General features: G+C 67.6%; 19 protein-coding genes. 5 read left to right on the forward strand and 14 right to left on the reverse strand.

Annotated elements, in window-relative coordinates; genetic code table 11:
* Window positions 1–46: 46 nt before the first annotated feature.
* Window positions 47–571, reverse strand: a complete 525-nt coding sequence (locus WS51_RS24610; RefSeq protein WP_059544961.1) for a DUF2244 domain-containing protein — start codon at window positions 569–571, stop codon at window positions 47–49.
* Window positions 572–766: 195 nt separating this feature from the next.
* Window positions 767–1,732, reverse strand: a complete 966-nt coding sequence (locus WS51_RS24615; protein ID WP_059507800.1) for a methyltransferase domain-containing protein — start codon at window positions 1,730–1,732, stop codon at window positions 767–769.
* An 83-nt stretch (window positions 1,733–1,815) separates the two neighbouring features.
* Here WS51_RS24615 and WS51_RS24620 point away from each other — a divergent pair, with 83 nt between their 5' ends.
* Together WS51_RS24620 and trmL are read left to right on the forward strand one after the other, a co-directional pair.
* A complete protein-coding gene (locus tag WS51_RS24620; RefSeq protein ID WP_060329840.1) occupies window positions 1,816–2,628 on the forward strand; it encodes a ComF family protein in 813 nt (270 codons plus the stop codon).
* Window positions 2,629–2,735: 107 nt separating this feature from the next.
* Window positions 2,736–3,206 carry a tRNA (uridine(34)/cytosine(34)/5-carboxymethylaminomethyluridine(34)-2'-O)-methyltransferase TrmL gene (gene trmL / locus WS51_RS24625; RefSeq protein WP_069229884.1) on the forward strand — a complete coding sequence of 157 codons (471 nt, stop codon included), beginning with the start codon at window positions 2,736–2,738 and terminating at the stop codon, window positions 3,204–3,206.
* Window positions 3,207–3,238: 32 nt separating this feature from the next.
* On the opposite strand, the gene WS51_RS24630 is transcribed toward trmL, so the two are convergent.
* The 5 genes from WS51_RS24630 to WS51_RS24650 all read right to left on the reverse strand — a co-directional run bounded on the left by WS51_RS24630 (window position 3,239) and on the right by WS51_RS24650 (window position 6,176).
* On the reverse strand, window positions 3,239–3,763 hold the full coding sequence (locus WS51_RS24630) for an O-acetyl-ADP-ribose deacetylase (protein ID WP_059451507.1): 525 nt from the start codon (window positions 3,761–3,763) through the stop codon (window positions 3,239–3,241).
* 110 nt (window positions 3,764–3,873) lie between these two features.
* Window positions 3,874–4,872, reverse strand: a complete 999-nt coding sequence (locus WS51_RS24635; protein WP_059507803.1) for an NAD(P)H-dependent glycerol-3-phosphate dehydrogenase — start codon at window positions 4,870–4,872, stop codon at window positions 3,874–3,876.
* Between the two features lie 26 nt (window positions 4,873–4,898).
* Window positions 4,899–5,390, reverse strand: a complete 492-nt coding sequence (gene secB / locus WS51_RS24640; RefSeq protein WP_059451509.1) for a protein-export chaperone SecB — start codon at window positions 5,388–5,390, stop codon at window positions 4,899–4,901.
* Between the two features lie 106 nt (window positions 5,391–5,496).
* Window positions 5,497–5,757 (reverse strand): glutaredoxin 3, encoded by a 261-nt coding sequence (grxC, locus tag WS51_RS24645; protein WP_059451510.1) that lies wholly within the window; start codon window positions 5,755–5,757, stop codon window positions 5,497–5,499.
* On the reverse strand, window positions 5,754–6,176 hold the full coding sequence (locus tag WS51_RS24650; protein WP_040142128.1) for a rhodanese-like domain-containing protein: 423 nt from the start codon (window positions 6,174–6,176) through the stop codon (window positions 5,754–5,756). The genes grxC and WS51_RS24650 overlap by 4 nt, the downstream gene beginning before the upstream one ends.
* Before the next feature lie 136 nt (window positions 6,177–6,312).
* On the opposite strand from WS51_RS24650, the gene gpmA reads away from it, so the two are divergent.
* From gpmA to WS51_RS24665, 3 genes are all read left to right on the forward strand, one after another.
* Entirely contained in the window at window positions 6,313–7,059 is a 747-nt protein-coding gene (gene gpmA, locus WS51_RS24655) for a 2,3-diphosphoglycerate-dependent phosphoglycerate mutase (RefSeq protein ID WP_059507804.1), read from the forward strand.
* 252 nt (window positions 7,060–7,311) lie between these two features.
* Complete coding sequence (locus WS51_RS24660) at window positions 7,312–8,853, forward strand: S41 family peptidase (RefSeq protein WP_059451513.1); 1,542 nt, start codon at window positions 7,312–7,314, stop codon at window positions 8,851–8,853.
* Between the two features lie 112 nt (window positions 8,854–8,965).
* Window positions 8,966–9,718, forward strand: coding sequence for a HesA/MoeB/ThiF family protein (locus WS51_RS24665; RefSeq protein ID WP_059451514.1), 753 nt, complete (start codon window positions 8,966–8,968; stop codon window positions 9,716–9,718).
* Window positions 9,719–9,800: 82 nt separating this feature from the next.
* On the opposite strand, the gene ptsP is transcribed toward WS51_RS24665, so the two are convergent.
* From ptsP to WS51_RS24700, 7 genes are all read right to left on the reverse strand, one after another.
* The gene (gene ptsP / locus WS51_RS24670; RefSeq protein WP_069230037.1) at window positions 9,801–11,573 is read right to left on the reverse strand and encodes a phosphoenolpyruvate--protein phosphotransferase; all 1,773 of its coding nucleotides are present in this window, start codon (window positions 11,571–11,573) and stop codon (window positions 9,801–9,803) included.
* Between the two features lie 201 nt (window positions 11,574–11,774).
* A complete protein-coding gene (locus WS51_RS24675; protein ID WP_006477716.1) occupies window positions 11,775–12,044 on the reverse strand; it encodes an HPr family phosphocarrier protein in 270 nt (89 codons plus the stop codon).
* Window positions 12,045–12,118: 74 nt separating this feature from the next.
* Complete coding sequence (locus tag WS51_RS24680) at window positions 12,119–12,589, reverse strand: PTS sugar transporter subunit IIA (protein ID WP_059451516.1); 471 nt, start codon at window positions 12,587–12,589, stop codon at window positions 12,119–12,121.
* A 231-nt stretch (window positions 12,590–12,820) separates the two neighbouring features.
* The gene (gene gshB / locus WS51_RS24685; RefSeq protein ID WP_059507805.1) at window positions 12,821–13,777 is read right to left on the reverse strand and encodes a glutathione synthase; all 957 of its coding nucleotides are present in this window, start codon (window positions 13,775–13,777) and stop codon (window positions 12,821–12,823) included.
* Window positions 13,778–13,802: 25 nt separating this feature from the next.
* On the reverse strand, window positions 13,803–15,092 hold the full coding sequence (gene gshA / locus WS51_RS24690) for a glutamate--cysteine ligase (protein WP_059451518.1): 1,290 nt from the start codon (window positions 15,090–15,092) through the stop codon (window positions 13,803–13,805).
* A 242-nt stretch (window positions 15,093–15,334) separates the two neighbouring features.
* On the reverse strand, window positions 15,335–16,846 hold the full coding sequence (locus WS51_RS24695) for an ammonium transporter (RefSeq protein WP_059507806.1): 1,512 nt from the start codon (window positions 16,844–16,846) through the stop codon (window positions 15,335–15,337).
* A gap of 33 nt (window positions 16,847–16,879) precedes the next feature.
* Window positions 16,880–17,218 carry a P-II family nitrogen regulator gene (locus WS51_RS24700; RefSeq protein WP_006398175.1) on the reverse strand — a complete coding sequence of 113 codons (339 nt, stop codon included), beginning with the start codon at window positions 17,216–17,218 and terminating at the stop codon, window positions 16,880–16,882.
* Between the last annotated feature and the right edge of the window lie 110 nt (window positions 17,219–17,328).

A 17,328-nucleotide genomic window follows, 5' to 3' on the forward strand; every position in this document is an offset into this window, starting at 1 on the left:
CCCCGTCGCGAGCCGCCGGCCCGTTTCGGCCGATGCCCGCGCTTCGTCAGCCGCAGCGCCTGAGCGACACGCGCAGTTCGTCGGCGAACTGCGCACGCTTGTGCTGCGCGAGATGCTGCCCGATTACGACGGTCTGCCCGCGCGATACCAGTCGAATCGGATCGCGTGGCGTCGCACCCGGCTCGACCCGCACCCAGCGCGGGTTGAATTCGATCTGCGTGAACCGCTCCGCATCCATCCGCTCGATCACGAGCCGATGCGGAAACAGCCTGATGCGCTCGTAATCGATCGCATGACGGGCATAGACCGCAAACGCGACGCCTACCGCCAGCAATTCGATTCCAGTGAAGGGCATGACGAGCCAGGCCCCCCGCCACATCAGCAATGCCGCGATCACCAGCGAGAAGCTCGCGAGCGACGCGTAAAACAGCACGAACTGGCGCGGCGACACCGAACAGTTGCGTTTCATGAGCCAGTCTTCGAGGACCGGCTCACCGTTCGTCGTCTCCGCCAAAACCCTCGCTGCTTCCATCGCCGCCTCACGCGAATGGCATGCGATGCATGCCTGCATCGGACTCGCCGGCCCGTATTGCGGGGACCCCGGGACGACAAGCTGACGCATTATAGGCGGGTTCAATGGCATCCACAAGCAAGCGGCTATCGGCCCGCGAGCCAAGCGCCACAAGCTTCCCGGCCGTTTTTCACATCAATTCGGCCCCGCTTTGCGCCGCTAATTTCAGACATAACAAAACCCCTCTTTACCGCTTTACCGATTCTTCGGACGCCCCTTTCCGATATCTTCGATGCGCACGATCCCGTGCCCCTCGGCGGTCGTGCGCGGCACGGCCTTCCACGCGTGGCCGTAGATCACTTCGAACGTCAGCGGAATCGTGCCGTCCGCGCGCCGGCGCGCGTCCAGCGCGTCGCCGAGCGCCGCGCGAAAGCGCCGCCCCGCATGCTGGGGCACTGCGCGCTCGAACGGATAGGCGCCCCAGCGGCGCACGTCGGCGAGCAGGGAATCGGGGGTCTTGTACGTGACGGTCAGCACTTCCTGGTCCATCACCGGGATCTCGAAGCCGCTCTCGACGAGCATGTCGCCGAGATCGTGCATGTCGACGAAGTCGACGACGCGCGCGGCGGGGGAAGCGATGCCGAGCGCCGCTTCGGCGTCCGCGCAGGCCGCGCGCAACTCGCGCAGCGTGTCGGGGCCGAGCGTGCTGAACATCAGCAGGCCATTCACGCGCAGCACGCGCTGCCATTCGGGGAACACCGTATCGGGACGGGAATGCCAGTGCAGCGCGAGATTCGACCAGATCAGGTCGAACGCGCCGGCCGCGAACGGCAGCGTCGAGAAGTCGGCCTGCGCGACGCGCGGGCCGCGCTGGCCCAGCGCCCGGCCGAGCGACGCGGGCAGCCAGCGGCGCCAGCTCGTCTGCTCGACCTCGCGCTCACCCGCCCGCGCGAGCATCGCGCCGGACAGGTCGACGCCGAACACCGGCGCTTCGGGAAAGCGTGCGCGCAACGCCGGCAGGTCGTCGCCCGGACCGCAGCCCGCGTCGAGCACGGCCGCGGGGCTCACCTTGATGTATTCGAGGCGCTCGTTCATCCGCTGCGCGATCTCGCGCGGCAGGAACGCGACCGCGTCGAACGCGGCGGCGCGGCGATCGAAGATCCGCCGCAAACGCCGGGCGTCATTGGCCGGACGGCCGGTTGAAGTCGAAGCTGGGGACATGTCGGGCACACTGGCGAAGAGCCCGAAGTATACTCGCTCGCCTCGCTGCCTTCAGCGAGACGGGGACGCCAGGAGTGTTCGCGATGGATAGCCGTCTCGCCCCGCGCCCGATGCGCGTCGTTTTGTCGCAGGTTCGTGCGCTGGCAGCGCGCGTCGTCGCGCTCGCGTTGCCCAATCGGTGCGCCCTGTGCGGCAATTTGTCACACACGGTGATTTGCAGCGACTGCGATGCCGCGTACTGGAACGAAGCGCGGCTGCGCTGCGATGTGTGCGCGATGCCGCTGGGCGCCGGGCAGACGATGCCGCGCGGTGCGCGCGGCCGGCGCGGTGGCGCGGGGTCCGCGTCCACGTACCGGTGTGACGCATGCCGCGCGGCTCCGCCGCCGTTCGATGCGACGCTCGCGCTCGCCGATTACCGCGCGCCGCTCGACGGGCTCGCGCGCGGCCTGAAGTTTCACGCGCGGCTCGCGCTCGGGGCGGAATTCGCGGCTCGGCTCGCGCAGCGCGTCGACGACACGGACGCGATGCGCGCCGCCGGCGGCTTCGACGTGATCGCGCCGGTGCCGCTGTCGCGCGGCCGGCTCGTCGCGCGCGGCTACAACCAGGCGTGGGCGATCGCGCGCCCGCTCGCCCGCCGGCTCGGCGTGCGCGCCGACGCGGCACTGCTTGCCCGCGTGGCCGAGACCGCGCCGCAGTCGCGGCTCGACCGACGTGCGCGGCGCGACAACGTGCACGCGGCGTTCTCGGTGGCGGGCGATCTCACCGGCCGCCACGTGGCGCTCGTCGACGACGTGATGACGTCCGGTGCGACGCTCGCGGCCGCCGCGAATGCATTGAAGACGGCGGGTGCCGCGCGCGTGACGAATCTGGTTGCGCTGCGCACCGCCAGGGATTAATTAGTTAGAGAGGCCGCCCGCCCTCAAGCGGCGCCGGCCGTCACGAACCGGCCGGCCGGGACGGAATGCACACTGCTCCGCCCCGGCCGGCCCAGCCAGACTCAACCATGTTCAACGTCGTCCTCGTCGCCCCTGAAATTCCGCCGAACACCGGCAACGTGATCCGCCTGTGCGCCAACACCGGCGCGCGCCTGCATCTGATCGAGCCGCTCGGCTTTCCACTCGACGACGCGAAGATGCGCCGCGCGGGCCTCGACTATCACGAGTACGCCGAAATGCGCGTGCACGCCGACTGGGGTGCATTCGTCGCCAGCGAAGCACCGGATCCCGCGCGAATGTTCGCGTTCACGACCCGCGGCTCGGGCCGCTTCCACGACCATGCATTCGTGCCCGGCGACTGGTTCGTGTTCGGCTCCGAGACGCGCGGCCTGCCGGCCGAATTGCTCGAGCGCTTCCCGAACGAACAGCGCGTGCGCCTGCCGATGCGGCCGGGCAACCGCAGCCTGAATCTGTCGAACACCGTGGCCGTGGTCGTGTTCGAGGCGTGGCGCCAGGCAGGCTTCGAAGGCGGCGCCTGACGCGCGCGCCAGCACCACCCGGCCGCGCAGCACTAGTTGCGCGCGAGCCGCGCGCGATACAAGTCGTAGATGTCGGATGAAAAGCACGCGAATACCACGCGTGCGAGATTCGGCGCCTGCGGCAGCATTTCGGCCACCGTGCCGACGGCGATGTCGACGGCCTCCTCGGGCGGATAGCGATACACGCCGCAACTGATTGCCGGGAATGCGATCGACGTCGCCGCAACCTCCTCGGCCAGCTCGATCGCGCGCCGGTAGCATGCCGCGAGCAACTCGGGTTCGCCGCGACCGCCGCCGTGCCATACCGGGCCGACCGCATGAATCACGTACTTCGCGGGCAGCCGGTGGCCGCGCGTGAGCTTCGCGTCGCCGGTCTCGCAGCCGCCGAGCGTGCGGCACTCGGCCAAGAGGCCCGGGCCGGCCGCGCGATGGATCGCGCCGTCGACCCCGCCTCCGCCGAGCAGCGAACCGTTCGCGGCGTTGACGATCGCGTCGACGTCGAGCGTCGTGATGTCGACGAGTTGCGCGTCGAACGTGGTCGAACCAATCTGCAGCATGACACCCTCCCGATACGCCGGAGACTGTTCAAGCGTAGCGCGCTTTGGCGCCGGCCGCGTTGCGCGAGCGCGCTCGGCCGCCAGAATCGGTGGAATTCGTCGGTGCTGGCTTATTCGGCGCGCGCGTCGCGCCGCAGCAGGCCGCTGACCGCATCGCGCGGGGCGACGCCGTCGAACAGCACGCCGCATACGGCCTCGGTGATCGGCATTTCGATACCCTGCTTGCGCGCGAGCGCGAGCACGGCCTGCGCGCAGCGCACGCCCTCGGCCACATGGCCGAGCGCGCCGAGGATGTCGTTCAGCGAGCGGCCGGCCGCCAGTTGCAGCCCGACCGTGCGATTGCGCGACAGGTCGCCTGTCGCGGTGAGGATCAGGTCGCCGAGGCCCGTGAGGCCCGTGAAGGTTTCCGCGCGGCCGCCGAGCGCGACGCCGAGGCGCGACATTTCGGCGAGGCCGCGCGTGACCAGCGCGGCGCGCGCGTTCAGCCCGAGCCCGAGGCCGTCGGAGATGCCTGTCGCGATCGCCAGCACGTTCTTCACCGCGCCGCCGACCTCGACGCCGACCACGTCGTCGCCCGTGTAGATCCGCATCGCGCCGTGATGGAACGCGGCAAGCGTGCGCTCGCGGCACTCGGCGGAGGTGCTTGCGACCGTCAGCGCGACGGGCAGCGCGAGCCCGACCTCGCGGGCGAAGCTCGGCCCCGACAGCACGCCGTTGCTGTGCTGCTCCGGCAATTCGGCCGCGATCACCTGGTGCGGCAGCAGATGCGTGTCGGCCTCGAAGCCCTTGCAGACCCACACGATGTGCGCAGGCACGCAGCCTGCGTCGCGCATCGCGCCGAACAGCGTGCGCAATCCGGCCACCGGCGCGGCGATCACGCACAGCGCATCATGCGCGGCGCCGTGCGCGAGCGCGGCGCCGAGATCGGCGTCGTAGCGCAGCGCATCGGGCAGCGCGATGCCGTCCAGATAGCGGGAATTTTCATGCCGGGCCTGCAGCCCGGCGATCAGCGCGGCGTCGCGCGCCCAGAGAAGCGTATCGTGCCGCGCGGCCAGATGGCCCGCGAGCGCGGTGCCCCAGGCACCGGCGCCGAGAACGGCTACTTTCATACCCAGCACCGGTCCGGAGTGAAACGTCAGTTCAGCGTCGTGCCGTTCGGCGCGCCATTCGCCGCGCCTGCCGCACCGGCTTGCTGCTGGAGCTGCGCGAGACGCTGCTCGTACAGCGCCTGGAAGTTGATTTCCGCCAGGTGGATCGGCGGGAAGCCCGCGCGCGTGATCGCGTCGGCGATGTTCGAACGCAGGTACGGGAACAGGATCGTCGGGCACGCGATGCCCACGAGCGGATCGAGCTGTTCGTCGGGAATGTTGCGAATGTCGAAAATGCCGGCCTGCTTCGCTTCGATCAGGAACGCGACCTTGTCCTTCACCTTCGCGGTGACGGTACCGGACACGACGACCTCGAACACGCTTTCCGCGAGACGCTCGGCCTTGACGTCGACTTCGACTTCAACCGACGGCATGTCCTGCTCGAGGAAGATTGCCGGCGAATTCGGCTGCTCGAGCGACATATCCTTCAGGTAGACGCGCTGGATGTTGAAGAACGGTTGGTTTTCGACGTCGGACATGGTGTTTCCCTAAAAGTGGTGACGGGGCGGCCGGCTTCACGCCGGCCGCCTCGGTTGAATCCTGCGCGCTCGAGCCGCGGCGCGACCGGCGGCCATTCTGCCCTAATCAGGCCGCTTGCAGAAGCGGCAAGAGCCCGCCTTCGCGGTCGAGCTTCGACAGATCGTCGTAACCGCCGACGTGCGTGTCGCCGATGTAGATCTGCGGCACCGTGCGACGGCCCGTGCGGGCCATCATTTCCTCACGGCGAGCCGGATCGCGGTCGATCAGCACCTTTTCGATCTGCTCGACGCCGCGCAGCTTCAGCAGGCGCTCGGCCTGAATGCAATACGGACACACCTGCGTGCTGTACATCAAAACCTTGCTCACTTCGCCACTCCTTGTTTGACGACCGGCATCCCGGCCTGCTGCCAGGCGGCGACGCCGCCCTCGAGCACGTGCACCTCGGCATAGCCCGCCGCCTCGACCTCGCGCGCCGCCTTCTGCGACTGCTGGCCATTCTGGCAGACGAGCAGCACGGGCGTGCTCTTGTTCTTCGCGACCTGCGCAATTTTCGCGCCGATCTCGCCGGCGGCGACCTGGCGCGCGGACGGCAGGTGGCCGGCGGCGAAGTCGGACGGCGCGCGCAGGTCGATCACGACCGCGTTGCGGCGATTGATGAGCTGCGTGGCCTCCGCGGCCGACAGGCCGCCGCGGCCGCGGCGCAGCGCCGGCCATGCGAGCAGGCCGCCGGAAACCAGCAGGATCGCGATAAGGGCCAGGTTCGTGTAATTGGTAAAGAACGTCACGGAAAGCCGCCGGAAAAAGAGAAATCGGAAAAGGACAATCCCGCCATTATAAAATAACCGTCTTGCGCGATGGCGGACCCGGAACGGGTGCCGCGCGACGCGCCCCGCTTCCCTATCACTACCGACCGCAAGATCCATGTACAAACTCGTTCTCATCCGCCACGGCGAATCGACGTGGAACAAGGAAAACCGCTTCACCGGCTGGGTCGACGTCGACCTGACCGAACAGGGTCGCAACGAGGCCTACCAGGCCGGCGAACTGCTCAAGGAGGCTGGCTACACGTTCGACATCGCGTACACGTCGGTGCTCAAGCGCGCGATCCGCACGCTGTGGCACGTGCAGGACAAGATGGACCTGATGTATCTGCCGGTCGTCCATTCGTGGCGTCTGAACGAGCGCCACTACGGCGCGCTGTCGGGCCTGAACAAGGCGGAAACGGCCGCCAAGTTCGGCGACGACCAGGTGCTCGTGTGGCGCCGCAGCTACGACACGCCGCCGCCGGCGCTCGAGCCGACCGACGAACGCGCGCCGTTCAACGACCCGCGCTACGCGAAGGTGCCGCGCGAGCAACTGCCGCTCACCGAGTGCCTGAAGGACACGGTCGCGCGCGTGCTGCCGCTGTGGAACGAATCGATCGCGCCGGCCATCCGTGCGGGCAAGCAGGTGCTGATCGCCGCTCACGGCAACTCGCTGCGCGCGCTGATCAAGTACCTCGACGGCATCTCGGACAGCGACATCGTCGGCCTGAACATCCCGAACGGCGTGCCGCTCGTGTACGAACTCGACGAAAACCTGAAGCCGATCCAGCACTACTACCTGGGCGATCAGGACGCGATCGCGAAGGCGCAGGCCGCCGTCGCGAAGCAGGGCAAGGCGGGCTGAACCCCGCGAGGCCGGGCATGCCGCCGCGCGCGGCGCTGCCCGGCCCGCGCCGCCGCCGTGCGGCGCGAACCTTCGCGGCCCCGGTGCTGTCGAATCGGCTTTCGAATCCGCTGCGCGCGCGGCGGCACCCCGCCGGGAACCAGGGCTCCGGGGCCATTTCGCACCGTTCCACTGAGCAATCGGACGAACAGTTATACTTGTCCGCTACATCCCCGCTACCGCCACGCGCTTCCCGACCGCACCAGACTCTCTATGCGAATGAAATTGAAGAACATCGGCCTGATTGCCGCGGGCCTCGCCACGGGCGTATTCGCCACGCTGCAGGTTTCGGCATCGGCCGAGCAGACCGCCACGGCGCCGCTTCCCCTCGACCAGCTCCGCCTGTTCGCGGAGGTGTTCGGCCAGATCAAGCGCGAGTACGTCGAGCCGGTCGACGACAAGAAGCTGCTGACGGCGGCGATCAAGGGCATGGTATCGAGCCTCGACCCGCATTCGTCGTTCCTCGACAAGACCGACTATGACGAACTGCAGGAGCAGACCAAGGGTCGCTTCGCCGGTCTCGGCATCGAGATCTCGCAGGAAGACGGCCTCGTCAAGGTGATCTCCCCGATCGAAGACACGCCCGCGTTCCGCGCCGGCATTCGTCCGGGCGACCTGATCACCCGCATCAACGACAAGCCGGTGCGCGGCATGACGCTCGACAAGGCCGTCAAGCAGATGCGCGGCGAGCCGGGCACCAAGGTCACGCTGACGATCTTCCGCAAGAGCGACGACCGCACGTTCCCGGTCACGGTCACGCGCGCGATCATCCGGGTCCAGAGCGTGAAGATGAAGCTGCTCGACCCGGGCTACGCCTACATCCGGATCACGAGCTTCCAGGAGCGCACGACGCCCGATCTCGCCGCGAAGCTGCAGGACATCGCACGCCAGCAGCCGAACCTGAAGGGCCTGATCCTCGACCTGCGCAACAACGGCGGCGGCCTGCTGCAGAGCGCGGTCGGCGTCGCCGGCGCGTTCCTGCCGCCCGACTCCGTCGTCGTGTCGACCAACGGCCAGATTCCGGATTCGAAGCAGGTCTACCGCGATACCTACGACAACTACCGCCTGCCGTCCTTCGACGGCGATCCGCTGAAGAGCCTGCCGCCGATCTTCAAGACCGTGCCGATGGTCGTGCTGACGAACGCGTATTCGGCGTCCGCGTCGGAAATCGTCGCCGGCGCGCTGCAGGATTCGAAGCGCGCGCAGATCATGGGCAAGACGACGTTCGGCAAGGGCTCGGTGCAGACGGTCCGTCCGATGACGGCGGACACCGCGCTGCGCCTGACGACGGCCTACTATTACACGCCGAGCGGCCGTTCGATCCAGAACAAGGGCATCACACCCGACGTGCCGGTCGATCAGTACGCGGACGGCGATCCGGACGACGTGCTCGTGACGCGCGAAGTCGACTACACGAACCACCTCGCGAACACGCAGGATCCGAACGAGAAGAAGGAACAGGAAGAGCGCGAGCAGCGCCGGATGGATCAGCTGCGCGTCCTCGAGGAGCAGAACGACAAGAAGACGCCGGAGCAGCGCCAGAAGGACCGCGATCGCAAGCCGATCGAGTTCGGCAGCACCGACGACTTCATGATGCAGCAGGCGCTCAACAAGCTCGAGGGCAAGCCGGTGCAGGAGTCGAAGTCGCTGCTCGCCGAGAGCACGGCGAAGAGCCCGGCAGCGAAGGCCGCGTCCGCCGCGAAGGCGTCGGGCGCGAAGGCGGCCGCACCGAAGGCCGCGTCGGCGCCGCAGTAAGCGCCGGCCGGCATCCGACGGGCCATCGCGGGAAGACCGCGATGGCCCGTTTTTCATGTGCGCCTAGAATGGATCGATACGCCCACGCTTGCGCCCCGCTCACGACTTCCCCATGAACGACGATCAACTCCTTCGCTACTCCCGCCACATCCTCGTCGACGAAATCGGCATCGAGGCGCAGCAGCGCTTTCTCGACGCGCATGCGATCGTCGTCGGCGCCGGCGGGCTCGGCTCGCCTGCCGCGATGTATCTCGCGGCATCGGGCGTCGGCACGATCACGCTGGTCGACGCCGACACGGTCGACCTCACGAACCTGCAGCGGCAGATCCTCCACGTGAGCGCATCGGTCGGCCGCAGCAAGGTCGAATCGGGGCGCGACACGCTCGCGCAGCTGAACCCCGAAGTGACCGTGCATGCCGTCGCGGCGCGCGCGGACGATGCGTGGCTGGACGAACATGTGCCGCGTGCGACCGTCGTGCTCGACTGCACCGACAACTTCGCGACGCGCCATGCGATCAATCGCGCGTGCGTCGCGCACGGCGTGCCGCTCGTGTCGGGCGCCGCGCTGCGCTTCGACGGCCAGATCAGTACGTTCGACTTCCGCGACCCGGCCGCGCCCTGCTATGCATGCGTGTTTCCGGAGGATCAACCGTTCGAGGAAGTCGCGTGCGCGACGATGGGCGTGTTCGCGCCGACGGTCGGCATCATCGGTGCGATGCAGGCCGCCGAGGCGCTGCGCGTGATCGGCGCGATCGGCACGACGCTCAACGGCCGCCTGATGATGCTCGACTCGCTGCGGATGGAATGGACGACGATGAAGATCGCGCGCCAGGCCGACTGCCCCGTGTGCCAGGGCCGGCACTGACGCGCGCAGCATGCATGCGCCGGGCGCGCATGCGTGACGTTTCGCAACCTTCGCGAAACTGCCGCGGCGCGGCCCGTGCTGCCTAGGCGGCTGCGTCCGCGCGCGGCTCGGCGACCGCCAGGCGCTTGAGCGCCGCCTGCACTTCCTCCGGCTCGAATGCGGCCAGCACGTCGGCCGTGGGTTTCTCGAGCGCCTTCAGGTGCGCACGCAGGATCTCCTGCTTCACGACCAGCAGCTGGCTCGGATGCATCGAGAACTCGGTGAGGCCCATTCCCAGCAACAGACGCGTGAGCGCCGGGTCGCCCGCCATCTCCCCGCACACCGACACCGACACCCCCGCCCGCTTCGCTTCGCGCAGCGTATAGGCGATCAGGTGCAGCACCGCCGGATGCAGCGGGTCGTACAGGTGCGCGACCGCGTTGTCCGCGCGATCGATCGCGAGCGTGTACTGGATCAGGTCGTTCGTGCCGATCGACAGGAAATCGAAGCGCTTCAGGAACAGCGGCAATGCGATCGCCGCGGCCGGAATCTCGATCATCGCGCCGATGCGCACGTTCGGATCGTAAGCGAGCCCCGCGTCGTCGAGCTGGCGCTTCGCCTCGCGGATCAGGTCGAGCGTCTGGTCGATCTCCTGCGCGTGTGCGAGCATCGGAATCAGGATCTTCACCTGGCCGAACGCGGACGCGCGCAGGATCGCGCGCAGCTGAGTGAGGAACATCTGCGGCTCGGACAGGCTCCAGCGGATCGCGCGCAAGCCGAGCGCCGGGTTCGGCGCCGTCTCATAGCCTTCGTCGAGCGCCTCGAGCGGCTTGTCCGCGCCGACGTCGATCGTGCGGATCGTCACCGGCATACCCTTCATCCATTCGACCGCGCGCTTGTACGCGGCGAACTGCTCCTCCTCCTCCGGCATCTCCTTCTGATGCATGAACAGGAACTCGGAGCGGAACAGCCCGACGCCGACCGCGCCGGCCGCGACCGCCGCCTTCGCGTCGTCGGGCAGCTCGATGTTCGCGTACAGCTCGATCTTCGTGCCGCACAGGGTTTGCGTCGGCGAGAACTTCAGGCGCTGCAGCTTGCGTTGCTCGAGCAGCTTCTCGGACTGGCGGTACGAATATTCCTCCAGGACGATCGGCGCGGGATCGACGATCACGATCCCCTGGTCGCCGTCGACGATGATCAGGTCGTCCTGCCGGATCAGCGAGCTCGCATGCTGGACGCCGACCGCCGCCGGAATGCCGAGACTGCGCGCGACGATCGCCGTGTGCGACGTGCGGCCGCCGAGATCGGTGACGAACGCCTGGAACGACTGCGACTTGAACTGCATCATGTCGGCCGGCGCGATGTCGTGCGCGACGACGATCATCTCGTTCTGGCCATGCGCGGCCGCGCGATCGAGCGCCTGCGACGCCGACGGCGCACCGGCGAGCGCCTTCAGCACGCGCTCGACCACCTGCTCGATGTCGGCCTTGCGCTCGCGCAGGTATTCGTCCTCGATGTCGTCGAAGTGGCGCGTGAGCAGCTCGAGCTGCTCGGTCAGCGCCCATTCGACGTTGTAGCGCCGCGTGCGGATCAGGTCGATGGTCTCCTGCACGAGCATCGCGTCGCCCAGGATCATCGCGTGGACGTCGATGAACGCGCCCACTTCGGTCGGGGTGTCGTCGGTCAGGTCGGCGCGCAGCGCCTCGAGTTCGTGATGCACGACCTCGCGCGCCGTGCGGAAGCGCTCGACCTCGGCGTCGATCTGGTTCGCCTCGACGAGGTAATGGGCGACGTCGAGCGCCGCCGGCGCGATCAGATACGCTCGCCCGATCGCGATACCACGTGAGACGGGAATGCCATGCAGCGTGAAGGACACGCGCACCTCCTCTGTACATGTAAAGCCGCGGCACACTGCTGCGATGCGCTTATGACCCCGGTTAGCGATTATAAATTCCGTACCTCCGTGCTGACTGCGTGCAGCGCAGCATTGCGGCTTCCGCATCAATGCGGCGGACGAAAAAAATGCCGCGACGAACGCGGCATTCTGCTTCGAAACGACAACGATCCCGCGCGGGGATCACTGACCTTCGCCGAACTTGTCCGCGATCAGCTTGAGCAGCGCATCCATCGCCTCGCGTTCGTCGGGACCTTCGGTCTCGATCGTCACGGTGCTGCCGATGCCCGCGGCGAGCATCATCACGCCCATGATGCTCTTCGCGTTGATCTTGCGTCCGTTGCGTGTCATCCAGACTTCCGACTGGAAATTGCCGGCCAGTTGCGTAAGCTTGGCCGATGCGCGCGCATGGAGCCCCAATTTGTTGACGATGGTGGTTTCTTGTTGAAGCATGATTCTCGGTCGGGTCGGTCGAGGCCGCCGGCGACGTGCGTCGGCGGGTCAGTCTAAAACGGAAAACGGGACGGTCAGTGCGATTCGGTGCGCGGTTGCGGCTCGGGCGGAATCGGCGCGCATTGGCCGCAGCCGGTTTCCGACGGCGGCGGCGGCGTGCCGGCCGACACCTCGTGGACGCCCTTCGCGCCGCCGGACAGCGCCTTGTCGACGAGCTTGTCGAGCGGCACGGTTCGGTAGCAGACGGCCCGCACCAGCATCGGCAGGTTCACGCCCGCCAGCACGCGCACGTTGTCGAGCTTCGCGAGCTGACCCGCGATGTTCGCGGGCGTCGCGCCGTACATGTCGGTCAGCACGACGACCCCGTTCTCTTCCCTGAGCCGCGCAAGCTCCGCGTGCGCGAACGCCATCACCTGGGCAGGATCGCTGTCGGCCAGCACGTCGATGCAGCCGATGCGCGCGGGCACGCCGCCGTAGATGTGCGCGATGCAGTCCCGCAGCGCGGTGGCGAGCGGTGCGTGCGCGATGATCAGAATCCCGGCCATGTCAGACCGCCCCCGGCCGCCCCTGGCGGGCCGACGCCCCGCAGCGGGGCAACGAGCGTAGCGAATGAGGGAATCGTTTCATGTTCAGCCTTGCAACGGTTTCGGCCCGACCGCCGGGCCTTCGGCCCGCGGGTCGCGGCGCCTGGCAAGCGGGCATTGTAGCAGGCCGGTCGAATCGCTCCGGCGACGGGGGACCTGCGCGGCCGCCGCCGGGCTTGCGTGAAAAGCGGGCTATGCGGCCGCCCGCTCCAGCGCGTCGATGAACATCGCGGCGACGTCGAAACCCGTCTGCTCCATGATTTCGCGGAAGCACGTCGGGCTCGTCACGTTCACCTCGGTCAGCCAGTCGCCGATCGCGTCGAGGCCAACCAGCAGCAGCCCGCGCGCGGCGAGCACCGGCCCCAGCGTCTCGGCGATTTCGCGGTCGCGCGGCGTCAGCGGCTGCGCGACGCCGAGCCCGCCCGCCGCGAGATTGCCGCGCACTTCGCTGCCCTGCGGAATCCGCGCGAGCGAATACGGCACCGGCTCGCCCGCGATCAGCAGAATGCGCTTGTCGCCGGCCGTGATCTCGGGAATGAACTTCTGGATCATCAGCGAGCGCGTGCCGTCGTGGCCGAGCATCTCGATGATCGCGCCGAGATTCATCCCGTCGGCCTTCACGCGGAACACGCCCATCCCGCCCATGCCGTCGAGCGGCTTCACGATCACGTCGCCATGCTCGGCGTGAAACGCACGCAAGCGCGCGGCGTCGCGCGTGACGAGCGTCGGCGCGACGAACTGCGGAAACTCGCCGATCGCGAGCTTCTCCGAGTGATCGCGGATCGACTGCGGCTTGTTGAACACGCGTGCGCCCGCACGCTCGGCAAGCTCGAGCATCCAGGTGGCCGTCACGTACTCCATGTCGAACGGCGGATCCTTGCGCATCAGCACCGCGCCGAACGACGTCAGCTGACGCGATTCGTGCGTGCCAGCCTCGTACCACGGATGACGATGCAGATCGGCCGTGTCGCCGACGATCGTCACGCGCTGCACGTCCGCCTCGACGCCCGAGCCCGTCCACGCGAGCTGATGCGGCTGGCATGCGTACACCGCATGCCCGCGCCGCGCGGCTTCCGCCATCATCGCGTAGGTCGAATCCTTGTAGATCTTGAAGCGCTCGAGCGGGTCGGCGATAAAGAGAATGTCCATGCGGGTCCTGTACGTAGCGAAGCCGTTACACCTGGATGGCTTCGGGATCGGTCTTTTCCAGTTCGATCGACGACGCGATCAGCGACAGGCGCGCGACGACGCCGTACATGTAGAAACGGTTCGGCGGCGCGGCGCCCGGTTTGGCGCCCGCATCCGGCAGCGCGGTGTGCTCGAAGCCGAGCGGCACGTAATGCATGCCGGGCGCGTTCAGGTTCTGGTCGCGCTCGCGGCCGCCGTGCGTGCGGTAGAAACCGCCGACCACGTAGCGGTCGATCATGTACACGACCGGCTCCGCGACTTCGTCGCCGACGCGCTCGAACGTATACACGCCTTCCTGCACGATCACGTCGCGCACCGCGAGGCCGGCCTTCGACTCGGCCATCTGCGCGCGCTCGGCCTTCGACATGCGGCCGATCTCGGCTGCGTCGTGCACGGTCATCACGCCACGGCCCGCGGTGCCCGCGTCGGCCTTCACGACGACGTACGGCTTTTCGCTGATTCCGTATTCGCGATACTTGCGCGCGATCTTCTTCAGCACGCCGTCGATCGCGTCGGCGAGCGCCTGCTCGCCTTCATGGCCCTGCCAGTCGACGCCTTCGACGTGCGCGAAATACGGATTCACCATCCACGGATCGACGCCGACCATCTTCGCGAACTTCTTCGCGACGTCGTCGTAGCACGAGAAGTGCGTCGACTTGCGGCGCACGGCCCAGCCCGCGTGCAGCGGCGGCAGCAGGTATTGCTCGTGCAGGTTTTCCAGCACGGCCGGAATGCCAGCCGACAGGTCGTTGTTCAGCAGGATCGAGCACGGATCGAAATTCTTCAGGCCGAGGCGGCGCTGCGAACGCTCGAGCGGCTCGAGCACGATCTTCTGGCCGTCGGCCAGCGTGATCGGCGTCATGTCGGTGATGCTCGGGTCGAGCGAGCCGAAGCGCACGTTCAGGCCGGCCTGACGCATGATCGTCGCGAGCCGCGCGACGTTTTCGAGGTAGAACGCGTTGCGGGTCGGCAGCTCGGGGATCACGAGCAGGTTCTTCGCGTCCGGGCAGATCTTCTCGATCGCGGCCATCGCGGCCTGAACGGCGAGCGGCAGCACTTCGGACGGCAGATTGTTGAACGCGCCGGGGAACAGGTTCGCGTCGACGGGCGCCAGCTTGAAACCGGCGTTGCGCAGGTCCACCGAACAATAGAACGGCGGGGTGTGTTCCTGCCATTCGAGCCTGAACCAGCGTTCGATCGCCGGCGTCGCGTCGAGGATCTTCTGCTCGAGCTCGAGCAGCGGACCGTTCAACGCGGTAACGAGGTGGGGAACCATGAATCACTCGCGAGCGGGAGAATGGAGATTGTAGAGCAATTGCCCTGCCCATTTGGGGATTGTTCCCGGCTTCGCAAGGATTTGGAGGAAGTTTTCGGCTATTGACCCGATAGCCTGAAGGGTTATGCGCTACGGCAGCACGCGGCAGGAGAAAAAAAGCCCGCCGGGAGGGCGGGCCGAAGTCGCTGCGCTCATTCGGGGCGGGCGCCGTCTGCGCGGCGGCCCGCGGTCATCCGTACGACTTATTCGACGTGCTCGCCGTGCAGCACCACGTCGAGGCCTTCGCGCTCTTCCTCTTCGGTCACGCGCAGGCCGATCGTCAGGTCGATCAGCTTCAGCAGCACGAAGCTCAGCACGCCGCTGTACACCAGCGTGATCAGCACGCCCTTCGCCTGCAGCAGCAGGCTGCCGTCGGCGCCGCCGATGTCCTTGATCGCGAACACGCCCGTCAGCAGCGCGCCGAGAATCCCGCCGATGCCGTGCACGCCGAACGCGTCGAGCGAATCGTCGTAGCCGAGCTTCGACTTGAGCCACGTGGCCGACCAGAAGCACACGACGCCTGCCGCGATACCGATCACGAGCGCACCCGTCACGCCGACGAAGCCTGCGGCCGGGGTGATCGCGACGAGGCCCGCGACCGCGCCGGACACGATGCCGAGCACCGACGGCTTGCCGTGCGAGATCCATTCGGCAAACATCCAGCCGAGCGCCGCGCACGCCGTCGCGACTTGCGTCGTCAGCATCGCGAAGCCGGCACGGCCGTCGGCCGCGACCGCGGAACCTGCGTTGAAGCCGAACCAGCCGACCCACAGCATCGAGCCGCCGATCATCGTCAGCACGAGGTTGTGCGGCGCCATCGATTCACGGCCGAAGCCGATGCGCTTGCCGAGCATCAGGCACGACACGAGGCCCGCGATACCGGCGTTGATGTGCACCACCGTGCCGCCCGCGAAGTCGAGCACGCCGTCCGCCGACAGCCAGCCGGTCGGCTCCCACACCATGTGCGCGATCGGCACATAGACCACCAGCGACCAGAGCGCCATGAACACGAGCATCGCCGAGAACTTCATGCGGTCGGCGAACGCGCCGCAGATCAGCGCCGGCGTGATGATCGCGAACGTCATCTGGTAGACGAAGTACACGGACTCCGGAATCGTCGTCGCGAGGTGGCTGACGGTCAGCGTGGTCGCCTTGTCGCCCTTCACGTAGGTCATCCCGTGCAGGAACGCGCGCGACAGCCCGCCGATGAAGCCATTGCCCGGCGTGAACGCGAGGCTGTAGCCGACCACCGTCCACAGCACCGTGATCACCGCGGTGATCGCGAAGCTCTGCATCACGGTCGCGAGCACGTTCTTCTTGCGGACCATGCCCGCATAGAACAGCGCAAGGCCCGGGATCGTCATGAACAGCACGAGCGCGGTGGACGTCAGCATCCACGCGGTGTCGCCGGCACTGATCTTCGACGAATCGACGGAGAACGGCTCGGTCGGCGCGGCGGGTGCGGCCGGCGCGGAGGCCGCGGCGGCGGCGTCGGACGCGGCGCCAGAAGCAGGGGCGGCGGCAGCGGCAGGTGCCGATGCTTCCGTGGCGGCCGGCGCCGAAGCGGCCGGTGCGGCGGCGGCCGACGCATCGGACGCCGTTGCGGCGGGCGCGGACGCAGCGGCGGCGGAAGCCGCGTCGTCGGCGAGCGCGGGGCCGACACCGGCCGCGATCAGCGAGCCGGCCATCAGCAGGGACATCAGAAGTTTGCGCATCTCGGGTTTCCTCTTGTCGCTTGTCTTTGTCTGTTACAGCGCGTCAGCGCCGGTCTCCCCGGTCCGGATCCGGATCACTTGCTCGATCGGCGTGACGAAGATCTTTCCGTCGCCGATCTTGCCGGTGCGGGCGGCCCGCTCGATCGCCTCGACGGCCTGATCGACCAGATCGTCGGACACGGCTGCCTCGATCTTCATCTTGGGCAGGAAATCGACCACGTATTCGGCGCCCCGGTACAGCTCGGTATGCCCCTTCTGGCGCCCGAATCCCTTGACCTCCGTGACCGTGATGCCCGAGACGCCGAGCGCTGAGAGCGCTTCGCGCGTCTCATCGAGCTTGAACGGCTTGATGATTGCGGTAATCAGTTTCATGAAGTCCTCTCGCTGGGTGGTCCCGTCGAATTGGTTGGAATGGTGTGACGCTCTCTCCTCAGCAACTCGCATGCCATGTGCGTGCGAACACCGCCTCGAACGGCTTCCGA

Origin of the sequence: Burkholderia territorii (genome assembly GCF_001718335.1) — a bacterium.
Lineage (GTDB): Bacteria > Pseudomonadota > Gammaproteobacteria > Burkholderiales > Burkholderiaceae > Burkholderia > Burkholderia territorii.